The 19,871-nt window shown below is 47.2% G+C and carries 22 protein-coding genes, 1 tRNA gene and 1 pseudogene; 12 read left to right on the forward strand and 12 right to left on the reverse strand.

What is annotated here, in order from left to right:
- Nucleotides 1-6: 6 nt before the first annotated feature.
- Nucleotides 7-168, reverse strand: a complete 162-nt coding sequence (locus tag ACZ45G_RS01230) for a YqaE/Pmp3 family membrane protein (RefSeq protein WP_464174792.1) — start codon at nt 166-168, stop codon at nt 7-9.
- Between the two features lie 258 nt (nt 169-426).
- On the opposite strand from ACZ45G_RS01230, the gene ACZ45G_RS01235 reads away from it, so the two are divergent.
- Nucleotides 427-978 carry an FKBP-type peptidyl-prolyl cis-trans isomerase gene (locus ACZ45G_RS01235; protein WP_464174793.1) on the forward strand — a complete coding sequence of 184 codons (552 nt, stop codon included), beginning with the start codon at nt 427-429 and terminating at the stop codon, nt 976-978.
- Nucleotides 979-1,097: 119 nt separating this feature from the next.
- The gene (locus tag ACZ45G_RS01240) at nt 1,098-1,838 is read left to right on the forward strand and encodes an acyl-[acyl-carrier-protein] thioesterase (protein ID WP_464174794.1); all 741 of its coding nucleotides are present in this window, start codon (nt 1,098-1,100) and stop codon (nt 1,836-1,838) included.
- A gap of 45 nt (nt 1,839-1,883) precedes the next feature.
- Here the strand turns inward: ACZ45G_RS01240 and ACZ45G_RS01245 are convergent, their stop codons facing one another.
- Nucleotides 1,884-2,681 (reverse strand): sulfite exporter TauE/SafE family protein, encoded by a 798-nt coding sequence (locus tag ACZ45G_RS01245; RefSeq protein ID WP_464174795.1) that lies wholly within the window; start codon nt 2,679-2,681, stop codon nt 1,884-1,886.
- 285 nt (nt 2,682-2,966) lie between these two features.
- On the opposite strand from ACZ45G_RS01245, the gene ACZ45G_RS01250 reads away from it, so the two are divergent.
- The 9 genes from ACZ45G_RS01250 (at nt 2,967) to serB (ending at nt 11,007) form a co-directional block, all read left to right on the forward strand.
- A complete protein-coding gene (locus ACZ45G_RS01250) occupies nt 2,967-3,467 on the forward strand; it encodes a universal stress protein (protein ID WP_464174796.1) in 501 nt (166 codons plus the stop codon).
- A 123-nt stretch (nt 3,468-3,590) separates the two neighbouring features.
- A complete protein-coding gene (locus tag ACZ45G_RS01255) occupies nt 3,591-4,154 on the forward strand; it encodes a response regulator (protein ID WP_464174797.1) in 564 nt (187 codons plus the stop codon).
- A gap of 127 nt (nt 4,155-4,281) precedes the next feature.
- Nucleotides 4,282-5,049 (forward strand): ATP-binding protein, encoded by a 768-nt coding sequence (locus tag ACZ45G_RS01260; protein ID WP_464174799.1) that lies wholly within the window; start codon nt 4,282-4,284, stop codon nt 5,047-5,049.
- A gap of 2 nt (nt 5,050-5,051) precedes the next feature.
- Nucleotides 5,052-5,825, forward strand: a complete 774-nt coding sequence (locus ACZ45G_RS01265; RefSeq protein ID WP_464174800.1) for a class I SAM-dependent methyltransferase — start codon at nt 5,052-5,054, stop codon at nt 5,823-5,825.
- A 6-nt stretch (nt 5,826-5,831) separates the two neighbouring features.
- Nucleotides 5,832-6,839 (forward strand): AmmeMemoRadiSam system radical SAM enzyme, encoded by a 1,008-nt coding sequence (gene amrS / locus ACZ45G_RS01270; RefSeq protein ID WP_464174801.1) that lies wholly within the window; start codon nt 5,832-5,834, stop codon nt 6,837-6,839.
- Between the two features lie 24 nt (nt 6,840-6,863).
- Entirely contained in the window at nt 6,864-7,760 is an 897-nt protein-coding gene (locus ACZ45G_RS01275; RefSeq protein WP_464174802.1) for a UbiA-like polyprenyltransferase, read from the forward strand.
- Complete coding sequence (locus tag ACZ45G_RS01280) at nt 7,757-8,413, forward strand: UbiX family flavin prenyltransferase (RefSeq protein WP_464174803.1); 657 nt, start codon at nt 7,757-7,759, stop codon at nt 8,411-8,413. The genes ACZ45G_RS01275 and ACZ45G_RS01280 overlap by 4 nt, the downstream gene beginning before the upstream one ends.
- A complete protein-coding gene (locus tag ACZ45G_RS01285) occupies nt 8,410-9,708 on the forward strand; it encodes a CCA tRNA nucleotidyltransferase (RefSeq protein WP_464174804.1) in 1,299 nt (432 codons plus the stop codon). The genes ACZ45G_RS01280 and ACZ45G_RS01285 overlap by 4 nt, the downstream gene beginning before the upstream one ends.
- A gap of 69 nt (nt 9,709-9,777) precedes the next feature.
- A complete protein-coding gene (serB, locus tag ACZ45G_RS01290; protein WP_464174805.1) occupies nt 9,778-11,007 on the forward strand; it encodes a phosphoserine phosphatase SerB in 1,230 nt (409 codons plus the stop codon).
- A gap of 3 nt (nt 11,008-11,010) precedes the next feature.
- Here serB and queC read toward each other — a convergent pair.
- The 10 genes and pseudogenes from queC to mnmG all read right to left on the reverse strand — a co-directional run bounded on the left by queC (nt 11,011) and on the right by mnmG (nt 18,688).
- Nucleotides 11,011-11,712 (reverse strand): annotated as a pseudogene (gene queC, locus ACZ45G_RS01295) (7-cyano-7-deazaguanine synthase QueC).
- A 7-nt stretch (nt 11,713-11,719) separates the two neighbouring features.
- A complete protein-coding gene (locus ACZ45G_RS01300) occupies nt 11,720-12,019 on the reverse strand; it encodes a hypothetical protein (RefSeq protein WP_464174806.1) in 300 nt (99 codons plus the stop codon).
- Nucleotides 12,020-12,202: 183 nt separating this feature from the next.
- Nucleotides 12,203-12,361 (reverse strand): hypothetical protein, encoded by a 159-nt coding sequence (locus ACZ45G_RS01305; RefSeq protein WP_464174807.1) that lies wholly within the window; start codon nt 12,359-12,361, stop codon nt 12,203-12,205.
- Nucleotides 12,362-12,742 carry a 6-carboxytetrahydropterin synthase QueD gene (gene queD, locus ACZ45G_RS01310; protein ID WP_464174808.1) on the reverse strand — a complete coding sequence of 127 codons (381 nt, stop codon included), beginning with the start codon at nt 12,740-12,742 and terminating at the stop codon, nt 12,362-12,364.
- Between the two features lie 126 nt (nt 12,743-12,868).
- Nucleotides 12,869-13,225 carry a PilZ domain-containing protein gene (locus ACZ45G_RS01315; protein WP_464174809.1) on the reverse strand — a complete coding sequence of 119 codons (357 nt, stop codon included), beginning with the start codon at nt 13,223-13,225 and terminating at the stop codon, nt 12,869-12,871.
- Between the two features lie 231 nt (nt 13,226-13,456).
- Nucleotides 13,457-13,533: transfer RNA gene (locus ACZ45G_RS01320), tRNA-Met, on the reverse strand.
- 86 nt (nt 13,534-13,619) lie between these two features.
- Nucleotides 13,620-15,254 (reverse strand): zinc-ribbon domain-containing protein, encoded by a 1,635-nt coding sequence (locus ACZ45G_RS01325; protein WP_464174810.1) that lies wholly within the window; start codon nt 15,252-15,254, stop codon nt 13,620-13,622.
- Between the two features lie 17 nt (nt 15,255-15,271).
- Nucleotides 15,272-15,787: a hypoxanthine phosphoribosyltransferase gene (gene hpt, locus ACZ45G_RS01330; protein WP_464174811.1), complete on the reverse strand. Its 516-nt coding sequence runs from the start codon at nt 15,785-15,787 to the stop codon at nt 15,272-15,274.
- A gap of 5 nt (nt 15,788-15,792) precedes the next feature.
- Nucleotides 15,793-16,716, reverse strand: a complete 924-nt coding sequence (locus tag ACZ45G_RS01335; protein WP_464174812.1) for a DnaJ C-terminal domain-containing protein — start codon at nt 16,714-16,716, stop codon at nt 15,793-15,795.
- An 88-nt stretch (nt 16,717-16,804) separates the two neighbouring features.
- The gene (mnmG, locus tag ACZ45G_RS01340; protein ID WP_464174813.1) at nt 16,805-18,688 is read right to left on the reverse strand and encodes a tRNA uridine-5-carboxymethylaminomethyl(34) synthesis enzyme MnmG; all 1,884 of its coding nucleotides are present in this window, start codon (nt 18,686-18,688) and stop codon (nt 16,805-16,807) included.
- A 245-nt stretch (nt 18,689-18,933) separates the two neighbouring features.
- On the opposite strand from mnmG, the gene mnmL reads away from it, so the two are divergent.
- Nucleotides 18,934-19,848 (forward strand): tRNA modification radical SAM protein MnmL/YtqA, encoded by a 915-nt coding sequence (gene mnmL, locus ACZ45G_RS01345; RefSeq protein WP_464174814.1) that lies wholly within the window; start codon nt 18,934-18,936, stop codon nt 19,846-19,848.
- Nucleotides 19,849-19,871: the final 23 nt, after the last annotated feature.

Here is a 19,871-nt window from a genome sequence, read left to right on the forward strand (position 1 = left end):
TCGGTGTTATTTGTTTTTTGCAATCACCCATATGGCATGGATAATTCCGGGGATATACCCACACAGGGTCAGCAGAATGTTCAGCCAGAAATGTTTACCAATGCCCACCTGCATGAAAACACCCAGGGGGGGAAGAATAATTGAGATAATAATTTTAATCAGTTCCATAAGCGCTCCTGTGGATAATTTGAATTTTTAGCGACATTCTAAATTTATCCATGGTCTATACCACTTTTTTGAAATTCCACAAAGAAAAACCATGAAAATATTGGACAATTATTATTTGGGGATTACCTTATTCTCTAATTTGTTTATCATATCCCTTTAATGGGTATTTTTTTTAAATTACCGGTTTTCCATTGCCAGAAGGCAGGGGTCGGTTGAATATCAGGGTACGGCCAGAGCTGGTCCTGGAAGGAAAAAATCATGACTGAAACGATACAATCAGGGGATACCATTGCCGTAGACTATACTGGTAAGCACGAAGATGGAAAGGTGTTTGATACATCAGAGGGCAAGGCGCCCCTGACATTTACCGTTGGGACGGGAATGCTGATAAAAGGATTTGATACCGCCGTCATTGGAATGAAAAAAGGGGAATCCAAAACCGTCACCATTTTGCCGGAAGAGGGGTATGGTCTGCGAAATGAAGAAGCCTTTGTGGATGTTCCCCGGATGCATTTTCCAGAAGAGATTCCCCTGATCGAGGGGCTGCAACTGGAACTCCAGGACCCTGACGGTCGTCCGGTTCCGGCCGTGGTAGCAGAAATAGGAGAAGAATCCGTTAAAATGGATATCAACCATTTCCTTGCCGGAAAGACACTGATATTTGATATTACCATCAGCGAAACCGGCTTGACTCCCCCGGCACCGGCGGAGCACAGCTGCGGTTGCGGGTCCCATGGCGAAGGGTGCGGGTCTGATTCAAAGGGGGATTGCGGATCTGATTCCAAGGGGAGCTGCGGTTGCGGCTGCTGATCCTCTAAACCATCCTCCCATTCCTTCCCTGCCGGGGTTTTTCCCGGCAGGGAAGTTGCCTTTTACAATAATTTTTCGTTTTGTGGATCCATCAAATTTTATTATTTATGGGAAGATAAATGAAAATAGAGACTGTCCGCGAAATTAATTTTTTTGATATTGATTCTGACCAGACGCTCCGGGTGGATGCCATGGCCCGGTTTTTTCAGGAAATGGCCATCCTTCATTCCATCCGGGTGGGGGCCGGGCCGGACGTCCTTTTTTCAAGGGGGGTGATCTGGTTTCTGAACCGTCTGGAAATCCAGGTTGTCCGGTATCCCCTGTTGGGGGAAAAATTGAAAATTACAACCTGGTCAAGGGGATTCCGCCGTCACACTGGGTTGCGGGAATATTGCATTGAATCGGAAAAAGGCCTGGTTGCAAAAGGGTCTTCCGTCTGGATATTTTTTGACGTTCATCGGAAAAAAATTATGAAAGTCCCGGCAGACATTGAATCTCTATATCAATTTGAGTCTGAAAAAGGGTTTGAGGATGAGCTTGTCAATTGGAAGACCTGTGGTAAAATAGAGCCTGAAAAAGAGCTGACAATCAGTATTCGGTACGGGGACTTTGATGTGAACGGTCATGTGAACAATACTATTTACCTGGGCTTTATAGAAACCTTGTTCCATAGGACCTTCGTTCTGGGAAATAAGCGGCTTGGGAATGTGAAAATCAGGTTTGCCAGGGAAATCAGCAGGTCCGCGGAATCAGTTCGCGTCGGTTGTAACTGCGTGGACGGCCGTTATCGGTTCAATATATATGACCCCACTGATGGGAACAGGTTGTATGCGGACGGGGAGTTCATTGCCATGGACTGACCATGACCGGATGTGACGCCCCGTTCTCTTGTCAATCGGATGAAATCAGATCAGTCCTATGAGCATTTTTGTGCCGACCACATAAAGCAGAACAGCAAAAATCCGCTTGAGCTTGTCAACCGGCAGGCTGTGGGCCAGCCGAACACCTAAGGGCGCTGTCAGAACACTTATGGAGGCAATACCGACAAGAGCGGGCAGGTTGATGTACCCAATGGAATAGGCCGGCAGGGAGGCAAGCCCCCAACCATTGAAAATATAGCCAATGGTTCCGGCCACGGCAATGGGCAGGCCAATGGCGGCGGAGGTTCCAATGGCGTGGTGGACGGGTATATTGCACCAGACCATGAAGGGAACAGACAAGGTGCCCCCGCCGATGCCCACAAGACTTGAGACCCCGCCGATGATATTTCCCGTTGCAAACATGCCAAGGGTTCCCGGTAAATCCCTGGATGCCTTTGGTTTTTTGTTCATGATCATCTGGGTGGCCACCACAAAGAGGAAAATACAGAAAAATCCCTTTAAAAAACCAGTGGACATGGCCGCTGCAAAACAAGATCCTATAAAGGTACCGGTAAATATGCCGATGACAATGCGGCGGACCACCTCCCACCTTACCGCCCCCCGTTTGTGGTGGGCCATGAAACTGGAGATTGATGTAAACATGATGCTGGCCATGGAGGTGCCAAGGGCCATATGCATGAGTATCTCTGTGGATACGCCCTGGGCGCCCATGATATAAATGAGCATGGGCACAATGACAAGGCCGCCGCCGATGCCAAGAAGCCCTGCCAGCACACCGGCAATGGCCCCTACGCCACAATAGGTAATAAGAATAGTCAACATTATGGGTACTCCTATATTTTCATGGTGTTCTTAAAAAAAAATACCGGATTTTTTTCCGGCAGATAAAATATTAAAAACCGCAGCATGGTTATTACACCCTGGCTGGGGATTGGTCAATATTCTTTGTGCAAAGGAGCAGGGTGATGGCATATAAACTGAGGGCGGAAAATCAAAGAGGCGTCAGTCCTTGAAAAAAGAAAAATAGATGACTATCTATATACAAGGATGTTTATTTTAACTATTACTGATATGGGCAATTGATTCAACAGTCCCAGGGAGAAGAATATGATTCCGAATATAAAAAAAATACTCTATCCAACAGATCTTTCCGAAAATGCCAAACATGCGTTTATTTATGCAGCCGATCTGGCACAACGATACGATGCCATGATAACCATTCTCTATGTTATGGAGGATATGAACTATGCAACTGAATTCCAGGTGAGGGGGATGCTGGGCGCAAAAGAATGGGACAGGGTCAAATCGGAAAAAAGCAACCAGTTAACCCAAAAAATTAAGTCAAAGATTGAAGATTTTTGCCAGGAAATGGATTCCCAAATTGATTCCTGCCGACTGCTGGTTGAGGATATTCAGATAACCAGTGGAAACCCGACAGAAGAGATCCTTGATGTGGCAAAAAATATTAATGCCGATATGATTGTCATGGGCAGTTACGGGTATAATATACTGTTAGGCGCCCTCATCGGTGGAACTACCAGAAAGGTAGTCAAAAACAGTGAAGTTCCCGTGTTGGTCGTGAAACTTCCCAAAAACAGGGAAAAATAAAAAATTCGAATTTAGAGAATGGTTGCAACCAAATATGAATTCTCGTATCGTGGATGTAATTGACAGATATTTTTTCATTCTTTAATTATTATAGCAATTGCAGTTGCGTTTGGGAGAATGGGTATGGCCAAACAAAAAACCTTGATTCTTGCAGTGGATGACAAGCCCCAGAACCTTCAATTTCTAGGAAAACTCTTATCCGATAACGGGTATGAGGTGGGACTGGCCCAGAGTGGTCAGCAGGCCTTGAATTTTGTAATCAAAAATGAACCCGATCTGATTCTTTTGGATATAATGATGCCTGAAATGGACGGCTATGAGGTGTGTAAACGGTTAAAGTCTGATTTTGGCACCCGTCATATCCCCATTATTTTTATCACCGCCAAAACCGATACTCAAGATGTGGTCAAGGGGTTTGAGGCGGGGGGGGTGGACTATGTGACCAAACCCTTTAATTCAGCTGAGCTTTTGGCAAGGATCAAAACCCATATTGAGATGAAAATTTTAAGGGGGCTTTTGCCCATATGTTCCGGGTGTAAAAAGATTAGGGATGATAGCGGATTCTGGAAAGAGGTGGAGTCATATATTGAGGCCCATTCTGAACTGACCTTTACCCACGGGATTTGTCCAGACTGCGCCAAGGCCCTTTATGGTGATTCTGACTGGTATAAAAAACGTCACCCATAACCCCGGTTGTTCCTTCCCACGGCTGAGTATTTAAAGCTGGTGGTTATTTTCAACAAGTTTAATTGCTTTTCTCAAAGCCTGCGTTATGTTATTTAAATATGAAAATAACCCGAACTTTGGAGTGGATATGAGTAGAGTGATTGCTATGGCTGGCAAGGGTGGTGTGGGAAAAACAACCGTTTCTGCACTGGTTACGAGATATTTCGCAAAACAAGGCAAGGATCCCCTTCTTGCCATTGATGCAGATCCCAACAGCAACCTGGGGGAAACCCTGGGGCTTGAGGTAGAAAAAAGAACAGTGGGGGATGTCCGGGAGAATTTTATGAAAGATCCCCAGGGCGTCCCTTCGGGCATGGACAAGATCCTTTACCTTGAAATGCTGATGAATCAGGTGCTCATTGAACAACCGGAATTTGATCTTCTGGTCATGGGACGTCAGGAAGGCCAGGGATGCTATTGTATGGTCAACAATATTTTAAACCGGTTTGCAGAGGAACTGGAAAAAAATTATAAATACCTTCTGGTGGACAATGAGGCCGGGATGGAGCACCTGAGCCGCAGAACCAGCGGCCGTGTGGATATGCTTCTCATGGTCACGGACTATGCTTTGCGAGGGCTTCGGGCTGTGGGACGGATCAATGAGATGCTGGGTGATCTCAAGCTGGACGTCAAACACAAGGGGTTGATTGTCAACCGGGCCCCAAAAGAATTGAGCCAGGCATTTTTGGATGAGGTGGAGCGGATCGGGGTGCCGATTTTGTGTATTCTTCCCGATGATGAAAATCTGCTGGAGTTTGATATGACCCAGCGCTCCCTGCTGGACCTTCCCGATGAGTCCACGGCGGTTATGGCGGTTGGGGAGATGATGAAAAAAGTGCAGGAGGTCATTGCCTAGCGATGGGATATGTATTTGATTTCAAGGATGCAGGGAATTACGATGCCTGGATTGACAAGGGGAAGAACCGTCATTGCCTGGACCTTGAAATCAAATTAATGTTGGACCTTTTATCCCCTGAAAAAGGACAGCGAATCCTGGATATCGGCTGTGGTACCGGCATCAGCCTGGCACCTCTCGTGGAAAAAGGCTTGAGTCTGACCGGAATTGATCCGTCTCCCTACATGCTGGACCTGGCCCACAAACGATTAGGGGAAAAGGTGGATCTTCACCGGGGCCTGGCAGAAGACCTTCCCTTTGACGACAATTCTTTTGATGCCGCCCTGCTGTTTACCAGTTTGGAATTTACCGACAGGCCGGCCAAGGCCATTGAAGAGGCCTGCCGGGTGGCCAGGAACCGGGTGGTGATAGGGGTGTTGAACCGGTATGCCCCCCAGAACATGTTCCGCAGGTTCAAAAGTTTTTTTTTCGCAAATATATATACCAATGCCCATTTTTTCAGTATATGGGAACTTCGGCAGATTCTCTTTGCCATCCTGGGAAATGTTCCCATAAAATGGCGGACAACCCCACAGCTTCCCTTTGTATCAGGTCCCTGGGCATCCTATGTTGAAAATTTATCGCTTGTGCAAAAATCTTTTTGCGGCTCTTTGATCGGCATGCAGATTAAACCGGTCCCTAAATTTCGGACCCGGCCCTTGGCCTTGAAAATCCAGCGAAGAAAGATATATAAACCCGCACCGGGGCTGATTACGGAAATGAGGAACAAGGAATAAACGAGAATGGAAGCTCTTTTATATGATAAATTGGAAGAAAATTGGGTCCAATGCCGAGCCTGTCATCATTTCTGCAAGATCAAACCAGGGGCAAAAGGGATTTGCAATGTCCGGGAAAACCAGAACGGCACCCTTGTTTCCCTGGTGTTTGACCGGGTGATCGCCACAAGCTGCGACCCCATTGAGAAAAAACCGATGTTTCATTTTAAACCCGGGTCCACCGCCTATTCAATTGCCACAATGGGCTGTAACTTTAAATGTCGGTTTTGCCAAAATTCTGATATCGCCCAGATCCCGGCAGGCAGAAAAGGCGTGATCCAGGGCCGGCAGATCCAGCCCCATGCCATTGTGGAGCAGGCCTTGGCCAGCGGATGCCAGAGTATTGCCTATACCTATACTGAGCCCTCTGTTTTTTTTGAACTGGCCTATGAAACGGCAAAACTTGCCCGGGAAAATAAGTTGTCTAATATCTTTGTTACCAACGGGTATATGAGTGCCGATTTGATTCACCTGGTGGCCCCTTTTTTGGATGCGGCCAATGTGGATCTCAAGGCCTTTGATGATAAATTTTATCAAACCTATTGTCAGGCAAGGCTTGAACCGGTGAAAAAAACGCTTAAACTCATGAAAAAGGCCGGAATACTGGTGGAGGTCACCACGCTTTTGATTCCCGGGCTCAACGATGATCCAGAGGAGCTGACCGCATTGGCCCGTTTCATTGCCAATGATCTTGGCTGTGACACCCCCTGGCACATTTCCAGATTCCACCCGAGTTATAAGATGACAGATATTGGCGTAACACAGGTTTCCAACCTGGAAAGGGCCTGTGAAATCGGACAAAAGGCCGGGTTGTATTATGTCTACACCGGCAATGTTCCGGGCCTTGCTGAAAACACCTATTGCCATAATTGCGGCACCCTGTTGGTCAAACGCCATGGCTATACAATAGAAAATTATTTAAAAGAAAAGGGAGCCTGCCCCAAATGTGGGTCCCAAGTTTCGGGGATCTATTAGCACTAGATGGCGGGGGACAGATCCATGGATTCAATTTTAAAAAAAAATATAAGCAAGAAAAATCTGAAAGAAAGAACAATGGAATACGGGCGGATGATCAAGTTTTCCCATACGATTTTTGCCCTTCCCTTTGCCCTGTCCGCTGTGGTTTTGGCCTGGCATACCCAGGAAATTGCCTATTGGGATCTTGTCTGGATTCTGGTGGCAATGGTGGGAGCAAGGTCTGCTGCCATGGGCTTTAACAGAATTGTGGATGCCCCCATTGACGAGAAAAACCCCAGAACCGCCATCCGGGAAATTCCTTCGGGCATATTGTCCCAAAAGGAGGCGGCAACTTTTGTGGGGGCATCTTCGATCCTCTTCATAGGTGCTGCTGCCCTGTTGTCGCCCCTTTGCTTTTTTCTTTCTTTCCCCGTGCTTTTTTTTCTGTTTTTTTATTCCTATACCAAGCGGTTTACACGCTATTGCCACCTTTACCTGGGGTTTGCCATCTCCCTGGCCCCTGTGGGGGCCTGGGTCGCCATCACCAACAGTTTGTCCCCTGGCATTGTTTTTTTGAGTCTGGGCCTGTGGACCTATATTGCCGGGTTTGATATCCTCTATGCCTGCCAGGACATTGATTTTGACCGGGAACAGGGTCTTTTCTCCCTGCCGTCCAAAATAGGGCCCCACAAGGCCATGATGGTTTCCTCTTTGCTCCATTTGCTGACCATGGTATTGTTTGGGGCCATGTATCTGAGTTTCCAGATGCACCCGGTTTTTTTGATTTTTCTGGCCGGTATTGCTTTTTTGCTTATCATTGAACACCGCCTGGTCAAACCCGATGACCTGACCCATATTGATATGGCATTTTTCCAAATCAATTCACTGGTATCCATCCTTCTTTTCATCGGTGTTCTGGCTGAGGGGTTTTTTAGATGAACCCAGGCCCAAATATAAAAAATCAAGACCCAAAAAATCAAGACCCAAAAAATCAGGGCAAAATCATTGTGGTGGCCATCTGCGGGGCCTCGGGGTCCATCTATGGGGTAAGACTTGTAAAAGCCTTGATTGAAAGCGGCTGTCGGGTGTTGATCCTTTTATCCAATGCAGGTCAACGAGTATTGTCCCATGAAATGGGCCTGGATCCGGAAAGTTCTTTTCTTTCGTTTCTTGAGGAATACGGGGTGAATTTTGACACGGCCATTGTCCCCCAGGTTTTTTTTCAGGATGAGATTGCATCCGCCCCGGCCTCGGGTTCTTTTGTCCACCACGGCATGGCCGTGGCGCCCTGCTCCATGAAAACCCTTGCTGCTGTTGCTTCAGGGTATGCAGACAATTTGATCACCCGATCCTGTGACGTGAGTTTAAAGGAACGAAGGTCCCTTGTCCTGGTTCCAAGAGAAACCCCCTTTGGCCTGATTCATCTGGAGAACATGACCCGGGCGGCAAGGTCCGGGGCCGTCATCTTGCCGCCCATCCCTTCGTTTTATACCTTTCCTGCCACCATTGAAGCGCTTGTGGATACGGTTGTGGCCAGAATCATGGATCACCTCGGGGTGGCCCATGATCTGGGAGTGCGGTGGGGATCTTGATCGGCAGCAAAAACAATCCCCATCTGGAAATTATCACCACCCTTCATCAACGCGGCTATAAGGCCTATATCGTCGGGGGGGCTGTCAGGGATATGCTGTTGAATCAGCTGCCCGATGATGTGGACATCCTGACAAATGCGTCAGCACGGGAAGTTGCCGCTCTGTTTGCCAAAACCAGACAGGTGGGTAAATCCTTTCCCATTACTTTGGTAGACGGGGTTGAAGTGGCCTCGTGCCGGGCAGGGGAAGCACTTGATTTTCCTTCCGATGATCTGGGCATGCGCGATTTTACCATCAACAGTATGGCCTGGGATCCTGTCTGCGAAACCTTGGTGGATCCTTTCTGCGGGAAAAAGGATCTTGCAAACAAAATAATTCGGTTTACCCGGGATCCAGGCGACCGGATTTTGGAAGACCCCCTGCGCATGATACGGGCATGCCGGTTTGTGGCACGCCTGGACGGGATCCTTGCTGACACCTCTTTAACCGCTATCTTAACCCATGCCCCCTTGATTGATGTGGCCAGGGGACATGTGGCAGGAGAGCGGATTCAGATGGAACTCATCAAGGCCATGGCCTTGGAAAAACCCTCCCTCTTTTTTGTAAGTCTTCATGAAACAGGCCTTTTGGCAAGAATATTGCCCTGCCTTGACCGGTGTTTTGATCTGGATGGCGGCCCCCACCACGGAGAAACCGTGTTTGAGCACAGCCTCTTGGTGGGGGATGCCCTGCCAGCCAGTCGGCCGATCCTCAGGCTTGCCGGATTCCTCCACGATGCAGGCAAATTTGATGCCGCCGGTATAAAAGAGGGCAAGCTGACCTTTGCCGGCCATGAGAAGTATATTGACGCCATCCAGATAGACCTTGAAAATCTGCGGTTTTCTTCCCGGGACACAGCCTATATTCTTTCCCTGGTCCAGGCTCACATGAGGTCTTTGACCGAGGAGACTACCCCCAAAGCGGTTCGAAGGCTTTTGGCCATGTTGGACAGATATAACCTGTCTTTCAGGGATTTTTTACGCATGCGAATTGCAGACAAACGAGGGAACCTGGCAAAACAGCCCTATACCCTGGCCCAGATTCGTGTCCGGTTAAAAAAAATCCAGGATGAAGTGTCTGGTCGGGCGGTTTTTAATATGAATGATCTGGACATTTCCGGCAGTGATATCATGGAATTGCTTGATCTGGAACCCGGGCCCGAAGTTGGCCGGATCAAGGAAATGTTGTTTGAACGCGTGCTGGACGACCCTTGTTTGAATACCCGGGCCAATCTTGAATCCCTCCTAAAAGGATAATTTCCTTGCAAACCATTGGTCAGCAACGCTATAAAAAGAATTTTATTTAACGAATTTAAGGACAGCAAAATGGGCGATCTCGTTCTGATAAATATAACCGGCAGGGACAGAAAAGGACTGGATGCAAAGTTTACCGCCATCCTTGCCCAGTACAATGTAACCATATTGGATATCGGCCAGGCTGTTATCCACGAGCACATCTCCCTTGGTATTTTGGCTGAAATCCCCTGTTCCTCAGATTTTTCCTTGATTTTCAAGGATATTTTGTTTGAAGGCCATAACATGGGTCTGACCATTGATATCAAACCAGTTGACCATGAAAATTATGAAAAATGGGTCCTTGCCCAGGGCAAGGAACGGCGGATTATCACCATTCTGGGAAGGACCATGACCGCTCATCAAATTTCTTCTGTTGCCTCGGTGATCGCCCAAAATAATCTGAATATCGATTCCATCATCCGGTTGACCGGTAGGCGTTCTTTTGTCCATCCCGATATCCGTCCCAAGGCAAGCGTCCAGTTTTCCGTTTCCGGCGTCCCTACCAATATTTCCCAAATGCGGGGAGAATTTATGAAAATTTCCCAGCAGGCTGGTATTGATATCTCTTTTCACGTGGACAATATTTATCGAAAAAACCGGAAGCTTGTGGTTTTTGATATGGATTCCACCCTGATCCAGGCCGAGGTGATTGTGGAATTGGCAAAGCTTGCCGGTGTGGGGGAAGAGGTGGATAAAATCACCGAGTCTGCCATGAGAGGAGAAATCGATTTTAAGGAGAGCTTTCGAAAACGGGTGGCCTTGCTCAAGGGTCTTGAACAGAGAAAAATTGAAAAAATCACCCATGAACTGCCCCTGACAGAAGGGGCACACCTGGTTACCAAAACCCTGAAAAGCCTGGGATATAAGCTGGGGATTCTGTCCGGCGGATTTACCTTTGTGGGAGAGTATTTACAGGATCTTCTCGGGTTTGACTATGTGTATGCTAATGACCTGGAAATTAAAGACGGGGTTGTGACGGGCAGGGTGACGGGGGAAATCGTGGATGGTGAGAGAAAGGCCTGTCTGCTCAGGGAGATTGCCCAGCGGGAAAATATTTCCATTGAACAGACCATTGCCGTGGGGGACGGGGCCAATGATCTGCCCATGATCAGTATCGCAGGGCTTGGAGTGGCCTTCAATGCCAAACCCATTGTCCGGGAAAAAGCTGCCAATGCCATCTCAACCATGGGTTTGGACGGCCTCCTGTACTTGATCGGAATCCACGATCGGGAGATCAAGCAGTCAAACCATCAGGCCTAGGGCTTATATCCTGCCGGGAATATAGGGGGTGGGATCTTTTATCCCGGCCTCTTTAAATCCTTTTATCCTATGGAGACATGAATCGCATTGCCCGCAGGAACGCCCCTGTTTGTCCGGGTCATAGCAGGAAATGGTCATGGAATAGTCAACCCCCAGGGCATGGCCTGTTGTGATGATCTGGGCCTTGGAGAAATGGATCAGGGGGGTCTCGATTGTAAGAATGGTTTCTTTTGTTACCCCGGTTTTTGTGGCCAGGTTGGCCATGGTTTGAAATGCCCCTATAAATTCGGGTTGGCAGTCGGGATAACCTGAATAATCCACAGCGGTTACCCCAATATAAATGGCCGCTGCTTTTAAAACTTCCGCCCATGCCAGGGCATAGGAGAGGAAAATGGTATTCCGGGCCGGAACATAGGTGATGGGGATCTCCTGTCCATCCAGTTGGTCCACCCGGTCATGTTTTGGTACGCTGATATCATCTGTCAGGGCAGAACCGCCAAATTGGCCCAGGTCAATCTTAATGATCTTATGGGCATTTGCCTTGAGGGCCTTTGCCACCTGTTTGGCACAGTCAAGCTATAGGGCATGGCGTTGGCCATATCTAAAGCTCAGGCTGTATATCTCATTGCCGGCGTCCTTTGCCATGGCCATGGCCGTGGTTGAGTCGATGCCTCCGCTGGAAAGCACGACAGCTCTTTTTTTCATGGGATACTTATACTCCTCTTTGATCGGGATTCCAGATAATTTTATGCTGTTGAAGGGAAAGCCTGGCCGGCAATATGTCTTCCAAAACCCAGGCAGCAAGGATTGCCGGGGTGATTTGACCGAAAACAGGGGATAGATGGATTCGGCTTTGATCTATGGACAATTTTTCAATAATAATGGCCCTGGCATATTCATAGTCCTGTCTGGATCCAATGACAAATTTGATCTCATCCCTCTTGGTAAGGTATGTCAGATTCTCATACAAAAATGAGTCGGGCTCATTGCTGGAAGGACACTTGATATCCAAATTTTTGATGCACCTGGGGTCAACGTCCCGGATGGATTGACTCCCATTGGTTTCAAGAAGCACCTGAAAATTTAAGTCAAGGAGCTGTGATATCAGCAGGGGTGTTTTTTCCTGCAGGAGGGGTTCCCCTCCGGTGATCTCAACCAGACTGCAGCCAAAGGCCCGTATCCGATCAATTATTTTTTAAATGGAGAGGCAGGTACTCTTCTCTCGTGCATAGCGGGTGTCACACCCGGCACAATCAAGGTTACAACCGGAAAGCCGGACAAATATGCAGGGAAGGCCTGTAAAACTAGATTCTCCCTGGAGACTGTAAAAAATCTCACATACCTTAAGGGACACTTATATCTCCTGGTAGGAAGAACCGCATCCCGGACTTTCAAATACCATGATCCGGGTCACCTTGATATGATCTGTGTTCAAGCGCAGTGACAATTCTTTGTAAATGAGTTTTGACAGGTTTTCCGAGGTGGGATTGATACTGCCAAATTCCAGTATGTCGTTGAGATTGGTATGGTCCAGTTTGCTCAAGACATCCTTGACCACTCCTTTTACATCCCTGAAGTCAATACCGAACCCCAGTTTATTGAGTTTTGTGCATTGGATATAGGCTTCAACAATCCAGTTGTGGCCGTGGATTCTGGAGCAGTTTCCATCATAGCCTTTTAAGGCATGGGCTGCTGCAAAATGGTCTTTTACATAAATTTCATACACACCGGACATAGCGTCGTCTCCCATAATGATAAAGGATTCTTTGTATAAATCTTACCATAAACTTTGTTCTGAGTCAAAAAAGGCAAGGATAAATTTATGGGGTTTTTTCTCGAAAATTGAGGGTTGGGTTGGGTTTTAAAAATGGAATAAGAAGTATTTCCCCAGCTCTCCAAAATGGTCATAGTCTGTAAATTCACACCCGATTGTTATGGGGGATGTGATTTTATTTATCCGAACTGTTTTTGAAATCATTGCGCTATTTGAATCGTCCAAGTTGAACTCAACCTGTAATCTATCTCCCTTTTTCAACGGAAAACTTTTCAATATTTTTATTTTAACCCCATGCTTGGAGATATCAACGATTGTTATGGGAATTTTCTGTTTTTTTTCAATCAAAAAACCTTTAAAATTTACTTCTTTTCTTATGGCGCGTCTTCTTTCCAACAATATGGAGAAACTGTTCTGACATTTGCATTTGTACTTCAATCTCACTTGTGTCTCGTGGCCAATGAATTTAGAGACATCCTTCTGGTAAGACTTGCCACACTTGGGACAAGTAAATGTGGCAATATGATTTGAGGTTACAAAAACCTTGATAGCCACCTGGGTTAACTCCTGCTATTCATAGATAAAATCTTTAATTAAGAGGGTGTAAAAAGCATGGGTCTTACAAAAAAACCGGTACCCACGGATGTTACCATGGATACCGGCATTGTATAATTTTGGTAGCGACGCAGAGATTTGAACTCCGGACCCTGCGGATATGAGCCGCATGCTCTAACCAACTGAGCTACGTCGCCGAAAAACCCAGAAAAGGTATCATAAGGTTGATTGACTTGTCAATTAGTATTTTATTTATATCCCATAATAAAATGCTTGGCACCCGCTATAATTCAACCACCTCAACCGTAAAGTTTTCCAGATTATCCGGCAGGTCTGAAAATACAATCATGAAGGGAACAAACCCTCCCGGCTTTACATTGGCATTTGAGTTGTGCGCCCCTTCCTTGGTGGCAAGTTGCTTTGTGATGTCCAGGATATTACCCGTTTTCAGGACCTCTTCCGAGATAATATTGCCGCAGAATGTGGTCAGGGTTTTGGCCTTGACTTTCCCCTTTGTGATCAATGTTCCCATGACCTGAATATAACTATAGGGGATGGTTGACGGGTTCTCAATTTGTCCGGTAATAATGAATAATTCTCCGGCGGTATCATTGGAAATAAATCTGCCGTTGACACTTCCCTCGTTGGGAATCGGTTTAAGGGCAACCTTTTGGGGCATCTCTTTTTTAAAATATTTTTCTATTATCGGTATTCTGACATCTGACAGATAGGGAATTTTATATCCAAGGGTCATACTGGCAATATAGGCACCTGCCACAAGAATAAAGAGTAATATCAGGAGCATGACAGGTCCCCCCATGCCAGATCTCTTTTTTCGTTTTCGGGGGCGACCGGGGTGTAGTTCAGGGTGATCCGATGTCGTTTCCTGATTCGGTTGAACTGCTAGCAATTGGCTTCCTGATAAAGTTTCATCTTCTGCAATGGGCTCGCCATCGGTGACGTCATAGGGGGTGATGTCATCAGGGTCCTGAAAATTTTCTTCAGGTTCGGTGTCCTGATCAAGCACCTGGTCGTAGGAAGAAAATGCATCCTCGGGTTCTATGTTTGCTTCATGGGGTTCACTGGACGGCTCCGGCCCTTCTTCGAGGTCAAGGCCTACCACTCCATTGTCAAGGGGCCTAAATGGATCTTCTTCAAGGTCCAAATTCAGTTCTGCCTCCTTGGGTGACGCCTCTGGGTCGTCAGTTTCCATGGTGAGATCGGGAAAGCTCATGTGCTGGTCATCTGAAGGTTCTAACTCCAGTGCCTGGGCAAGGTCTTGTTCTGGACCGGTTTCTTCAAAAACCAGGTCTGCATCCGGATCATCATCAAAGGAAAGGTCTGCTTCGAGTTCTTCTTCTTCAAGGGTAAGGGCATCCTGATCAAGGCTTGTATATTCATAGCTGTCAAAATCGTCCGGCGCTTCCAGATCTTTTGGGGGGGGCATCGCCTCGTCAGGATCGTCAAATTCAATGTCTGTGTCCTCAAAGGTCAGCTCATCCTCTGCAAATTCAATGTTGACATCTGTTTCATTGACATCTGATTCCGGATCAAAGTTGATTTCAATGTCAGTGGAATCTTTTTCGGGCGCTTCCATTTCAAGGCCGGTGTCGTTTGTTTCAAAATTTATGTCATCTATTTCAAAGCTGGTTTCTTGAAAATCCAATTCACTGTCATCGATTCCCAATTCACTGTCATCGATTTCCAATTCGAAGGTTTCCAAATCATCCGGGGCCTCTTCGGGAAGATCAAATGAAAGCTCTTCTTCAGGTTCAGGTGCCATGGGAGGTTCAGGAACCTGGGGGAAGACGGTGAAAATATGTTTGCACAAGCTGCAGCGGACTTTTGAGCCCCCAGCCGTTATCATGGATTCGTCAAGGTTAAAGCGTGTTGAACACTTTTCGCAGGTAATAATCATTGCGCTTCCCCCTATTCTTACAATTTCAGGTCATAGATTGCAGGCAGATTCCTGTATTTTTCATTGTAATCAAGCCCATAGCCTACAATGAATCCTTTATCAAGTGAAAAACAGGAATAGTTGATATCAATCTCAACCTCCCTGCGTTCTTGTTTGTTAATCAGAGAACATATTTTGATGGATCTGGGATTTAGGAGCTGAACAAATTCAACTATTTTTAACAGGGTGTTTCCCGTGTCCACAATATCTTCCACCAGCAAAACATCACGGCCTTCAAGTTCTAAGTCCGGCTGTTTGGTAAAGACAATTTGACCTGTGGACATGGTTCCATCATAGGAAGACGCCCCTATCAGATCAATCTCATGGTCAATGGATATCTTCCGGGTAAGATCTGCCAGGAAGATAAAGGATCTTTTTAATACGCCGATCAATACAAGGTCCAGATTTTCATAGTCCTTGCTGATCTTTTCCCCGGTTTTCTGGACCCGGGCTTTGATTTCTTTTTCGGAAATCAGGGGAATAAATTCTGGCATCAGATCTATAATCCTGTCTTTTCAAGTTCTTTAATAAGGTCTTTCTGTTTTTTGTCCAGTTTTTTTGGCATCATTATATTAATCACAACAAAGAGATCTCCGCAACCATTTCCTTTCATGTGGGGGATTCCATGGTTGGGAATCCTCATCTTTGACCGATGATTTGTTCCCGGGGGAAGGGTCAGGTTGAGGGCCTTCCCCGACGGGGTGGTGACCTCAATTTTGCCCCCGAGAAGGGCCTGGGACAGGCGCACCTCCTGGGCAAGAGAAATATCATTGCCTTCAATGGTGATGCCTTCCGGGGGGATGGGGTTGGATTTGATATACAGATTGCCCGTTGCGCCACCATTGGGGCTTGTCTCTCCTTTGCCCGTCAGCCGGATTTTTTTCCCCGGGGTGAGCCCTTTGGGAATGTTAACCTCAATGGCCTTGGCGGTTCCTCCCTGGCTGATGGTGATGGTTTTTTTGGTGCCATTGATGAGTTCATCAATGGTCAGCGGGAGCTCATACTCCAGATCCTTGCCCCGGACCGGGGCTTGCCGGCCGCCGCCACAGCCGCCGCCTGCGCCCTGGGAAAATGGGTTTCCCCCCATGCTGGAAAATCCTCCCCTGGAACGGCCTCGTCCCCCGCCTCCGCCAAAGCCGAATTCCTTTAGGATATCCCCCATGTCAAAGTTCCTGAAAATATCTTCCTGGGAAAACCGCTGCTGGAAATCAGCAGACCCATAGGTGTCATATTGATTCTTCTTTTTAGAGTCACTGAGAACAGCATAGGCTTCAGATATTTTTTTGAATTTGTCTTCAAGGCCTTTATCTCCATCGGTTTTATCCGGGTGGTATTTTAAAGCCAGTTTCCTGTAGGCTTTTTTTATTTCAGCGGGACTTGCTGTTTTGGTGATACCCAGTATGCTGTAATAGTCATCGGCCATATCGTTTTCCTTATTTTTACAAAATAGTTACAAAATGTTATAATTTATGATGTTTGTGAGCTAAATAATAAGCGCCAACCCGTCCAAGTCAAGATTCTTTGTTCTTTTGAAAGGCGGCAATTGCCACCATTAAAACCGAAATAGCCGCTGGTGTTATTCCGTCGGTCCTCGATGCCTGGCCAAGGGATGTGGGTTGTATGAGGCCAAGTTTTTCCCTGAGCTCATTTGAAAGTCCATGGGCATTGGCATAGTCAAATTTTTCCGGGATTCTTATTTTTTCTAAGTCTTTGAACTTTTCGATTTCATTGAGCTGGCGTTGGATATATCCTTCATATTTTATTTCGATTTCCACCTGGTTTTGGGCCCGGGCGTGGAGGGGTGAAAGCGCCGGAGAAATTTTGTTTAAGGCCCCATAGGTGAGCTCTGCTCTCTTTAACAATTGTTCAAGCTTTACCCCGGTGGTGATGGGATTGGTTTTATGATCGACAAGAAATGCATTGACTGCCTCATTGGGCTTGATCACGGTGTTTTTAACTCTGTCAATTTCTTGTTGGGTCTGGGACTGTATTTCCCTGCAAAAATCCAAATGTTCTTTGTCAATGAGTCCATACTCATATCCCATGCGGGCCAGCCTCAGATCGGCATTGTCTTCCCGCAGCAGGAGGCGGTATTCTGCCCTTGAGGTGAACATACGGTAGGGTTCCTGGGTTCCCCTGGTTACAAGATCGTCCACCATGACCCCCATATAGGCCTGGGACCTGTCAAGGACAAAGGACTCCCTTTTCTGGACCCTGCAGGCGGCATTGACCCCGGCCCACAACCCTTGGGCACCTGCTTCTTCATAACCCGAAGTCCCATTGATCTGACCGGCCAGAAAAAGGCCCTTCATTTTTTTGACTTCCAGGCCCGGGGTAAGCTCCAACGGGTTGACATAGTCATATTCAATGGCATAGGCCGGCCGCATGATCTGAGCCTGTTCCAGCCCCCGAACCGATCTTACGATCTGGTATTGGATCTCAAGGGGCATGCTGTTGCCGAGACCGGAAGCATAGATCTCCTTGGATTCAATTCCTTCATATTCCAAAATCACATGGTGGCTGTCCCTGTCGGGGAATTTGACGATCTTGTCTTCAAAGGAGGGGCAATATCGGGCAGACTTTCCCTTGATCTGACCGCCGTAGAGGGCTGAAAATTTAAGGTTTTTCCGGATGATCTCATGGGTGGCAGGATTGGTCTCCCCCATGAAACTGGGCAGCATGGGATTGGTGATTTCCCGGGTGGAAAAAGAAAAGGGCTTGGCAATAGTGTCTGCCCCATGGAGGTTAAATTGGGAAAAATCGATGCTGTCTGCATGGAGCCGAGGCGGGGTGCCGGTTTTCATCCGGCCCATGTCAAGACCGATCTTGGCAAGGCTTTGGGCCAGGCCGATGGAGGAAAATTCACCGGCTCGGCCGGCATCTATTCGGGTGGATCCGATATGGACCGTGCCCCGTAAAAATGTGCCCGTTGCAATGACAATCGAAAGCGCCGTGTATTCAAACCCGGTCTGGTCAACGATGCCCTTTACCTGGTTGCCTTCCAGGAGGAGGGACTGCACCATGGCCTGCTTTAAGTCAAGGCCCGGTGCTGTTTCAAGCACTTCCTTCATCTTTCTCGAATACATGACCTTGTCGTTCTGGGTCCGGGTGGAATGAACCGCAGGTCCTTTTTTTGTATTCAGGGTCCTGTACTGAATGGCAGACCAATCCGAGACCTTGGCCATCTGACCTCCAAGGGCATCAATCTCCTTTACCAGCTGGCCCTTGGCCATACCGCCAATGGAAGGGCTGCAGGGCATGGCCGCAATTTTATCCATGTCAATGGTCAGTAACAGGGTTTGGCACCCCATTCTTGCGGCAGCAAGGGCTGCCTCACACCCGGCATGGCCGGCACCGATTACAATGACATCATAGTCTCGTTTATAAAAATTCATAACCAGTTAATATAGGAGCGCTTATGAATTTGGTCAAGATCCAGACGACATTAATTGCAGATTAATCTGTGTTTTTTTAATGGTATTTCATTTGTTGACCATGAGATTGCAGCCTGCCTGTCAGTCTTCACTGGTAATCATGTCTGAAAACCCGCCCCTTTTTTAAGAGGACCTGTACTGTTATCGGATATGATGATACATATTCAAGCAAAAGAACTTTGGATTTTTATGGGAAATGGATACGAATGGATAAAGAAAAACGATATTCAGATTATAATGGATATTTGAGAAAATTATTTGGGATGCGGGTACAAAAGATCTCTGTCGATGCAGGGCTTTCCTGCCCCAACCGGGACGGATCGCTGTCCAGACGAGGCTGTATCTATTGCAATGCCAAGGGGTCCGGGTCCGGAGCCTTTGCCAGGGGGCTTTCCATTACCCAGCAGATTGAAGCCGGCAGGATCGGTATGATAAAAAAATACAAGGCCAAAAAATTTCTTGCCTATTTTCAATCCTATACCAACACCTATACCTCCTGTGCCCACATGAAGGCCTTATATGACGAGGCCCTTGCCTGTGAGGGAATGGTGGGAATAGCCATTGGTACCCGGCCCGATTGTGTGGATGAACAAAAAATTGATTTGATCCAGTCCTATACAAACCAGTACCTGGTATGGTTGGAATACGGTCTCCAATCTGTCCATGATATCACCTTGTCCCGGATCAATAGGGGGCATGATTTTAAGGATTTTGTCCGGGCTGTTGACATGACCCGGGGCAGGGGAATCAACATCTGTGTCCATGTTATTTTGGGGCTGCCCGGTGAAGACAGGGCCATGATGCTGGAAACTGCCAGGGTCCTTGCCAATATGGGGATCAACGGGGTGAAAATTCATTTGCTCTATGTGATCAAGGATACCGCCCTTGACCGAATGTGGCAAAAGGGGGACTACACGTGCATGGAACAACGAGACTATGTGGACATGGTTTGCGATTTTTTGGAACGGCTCCCCAAAGAGATCATTATCCAGCGCATCACCGGCGACCCCCATGGAGAAGAACTCAGGGCGCCGGCCTGGGCGGGACGGTACAGGGAAACCTTTAATATGATCCAGCAGACCCTGGAAAAACGCGATTCTTTCCAGGGCCAAAAAGTTTAAGTAAAAACTCCCATGCAAGGATC

It is taken from the genome of Desulfoconvexum algidum, assembly GCF_055382125.1.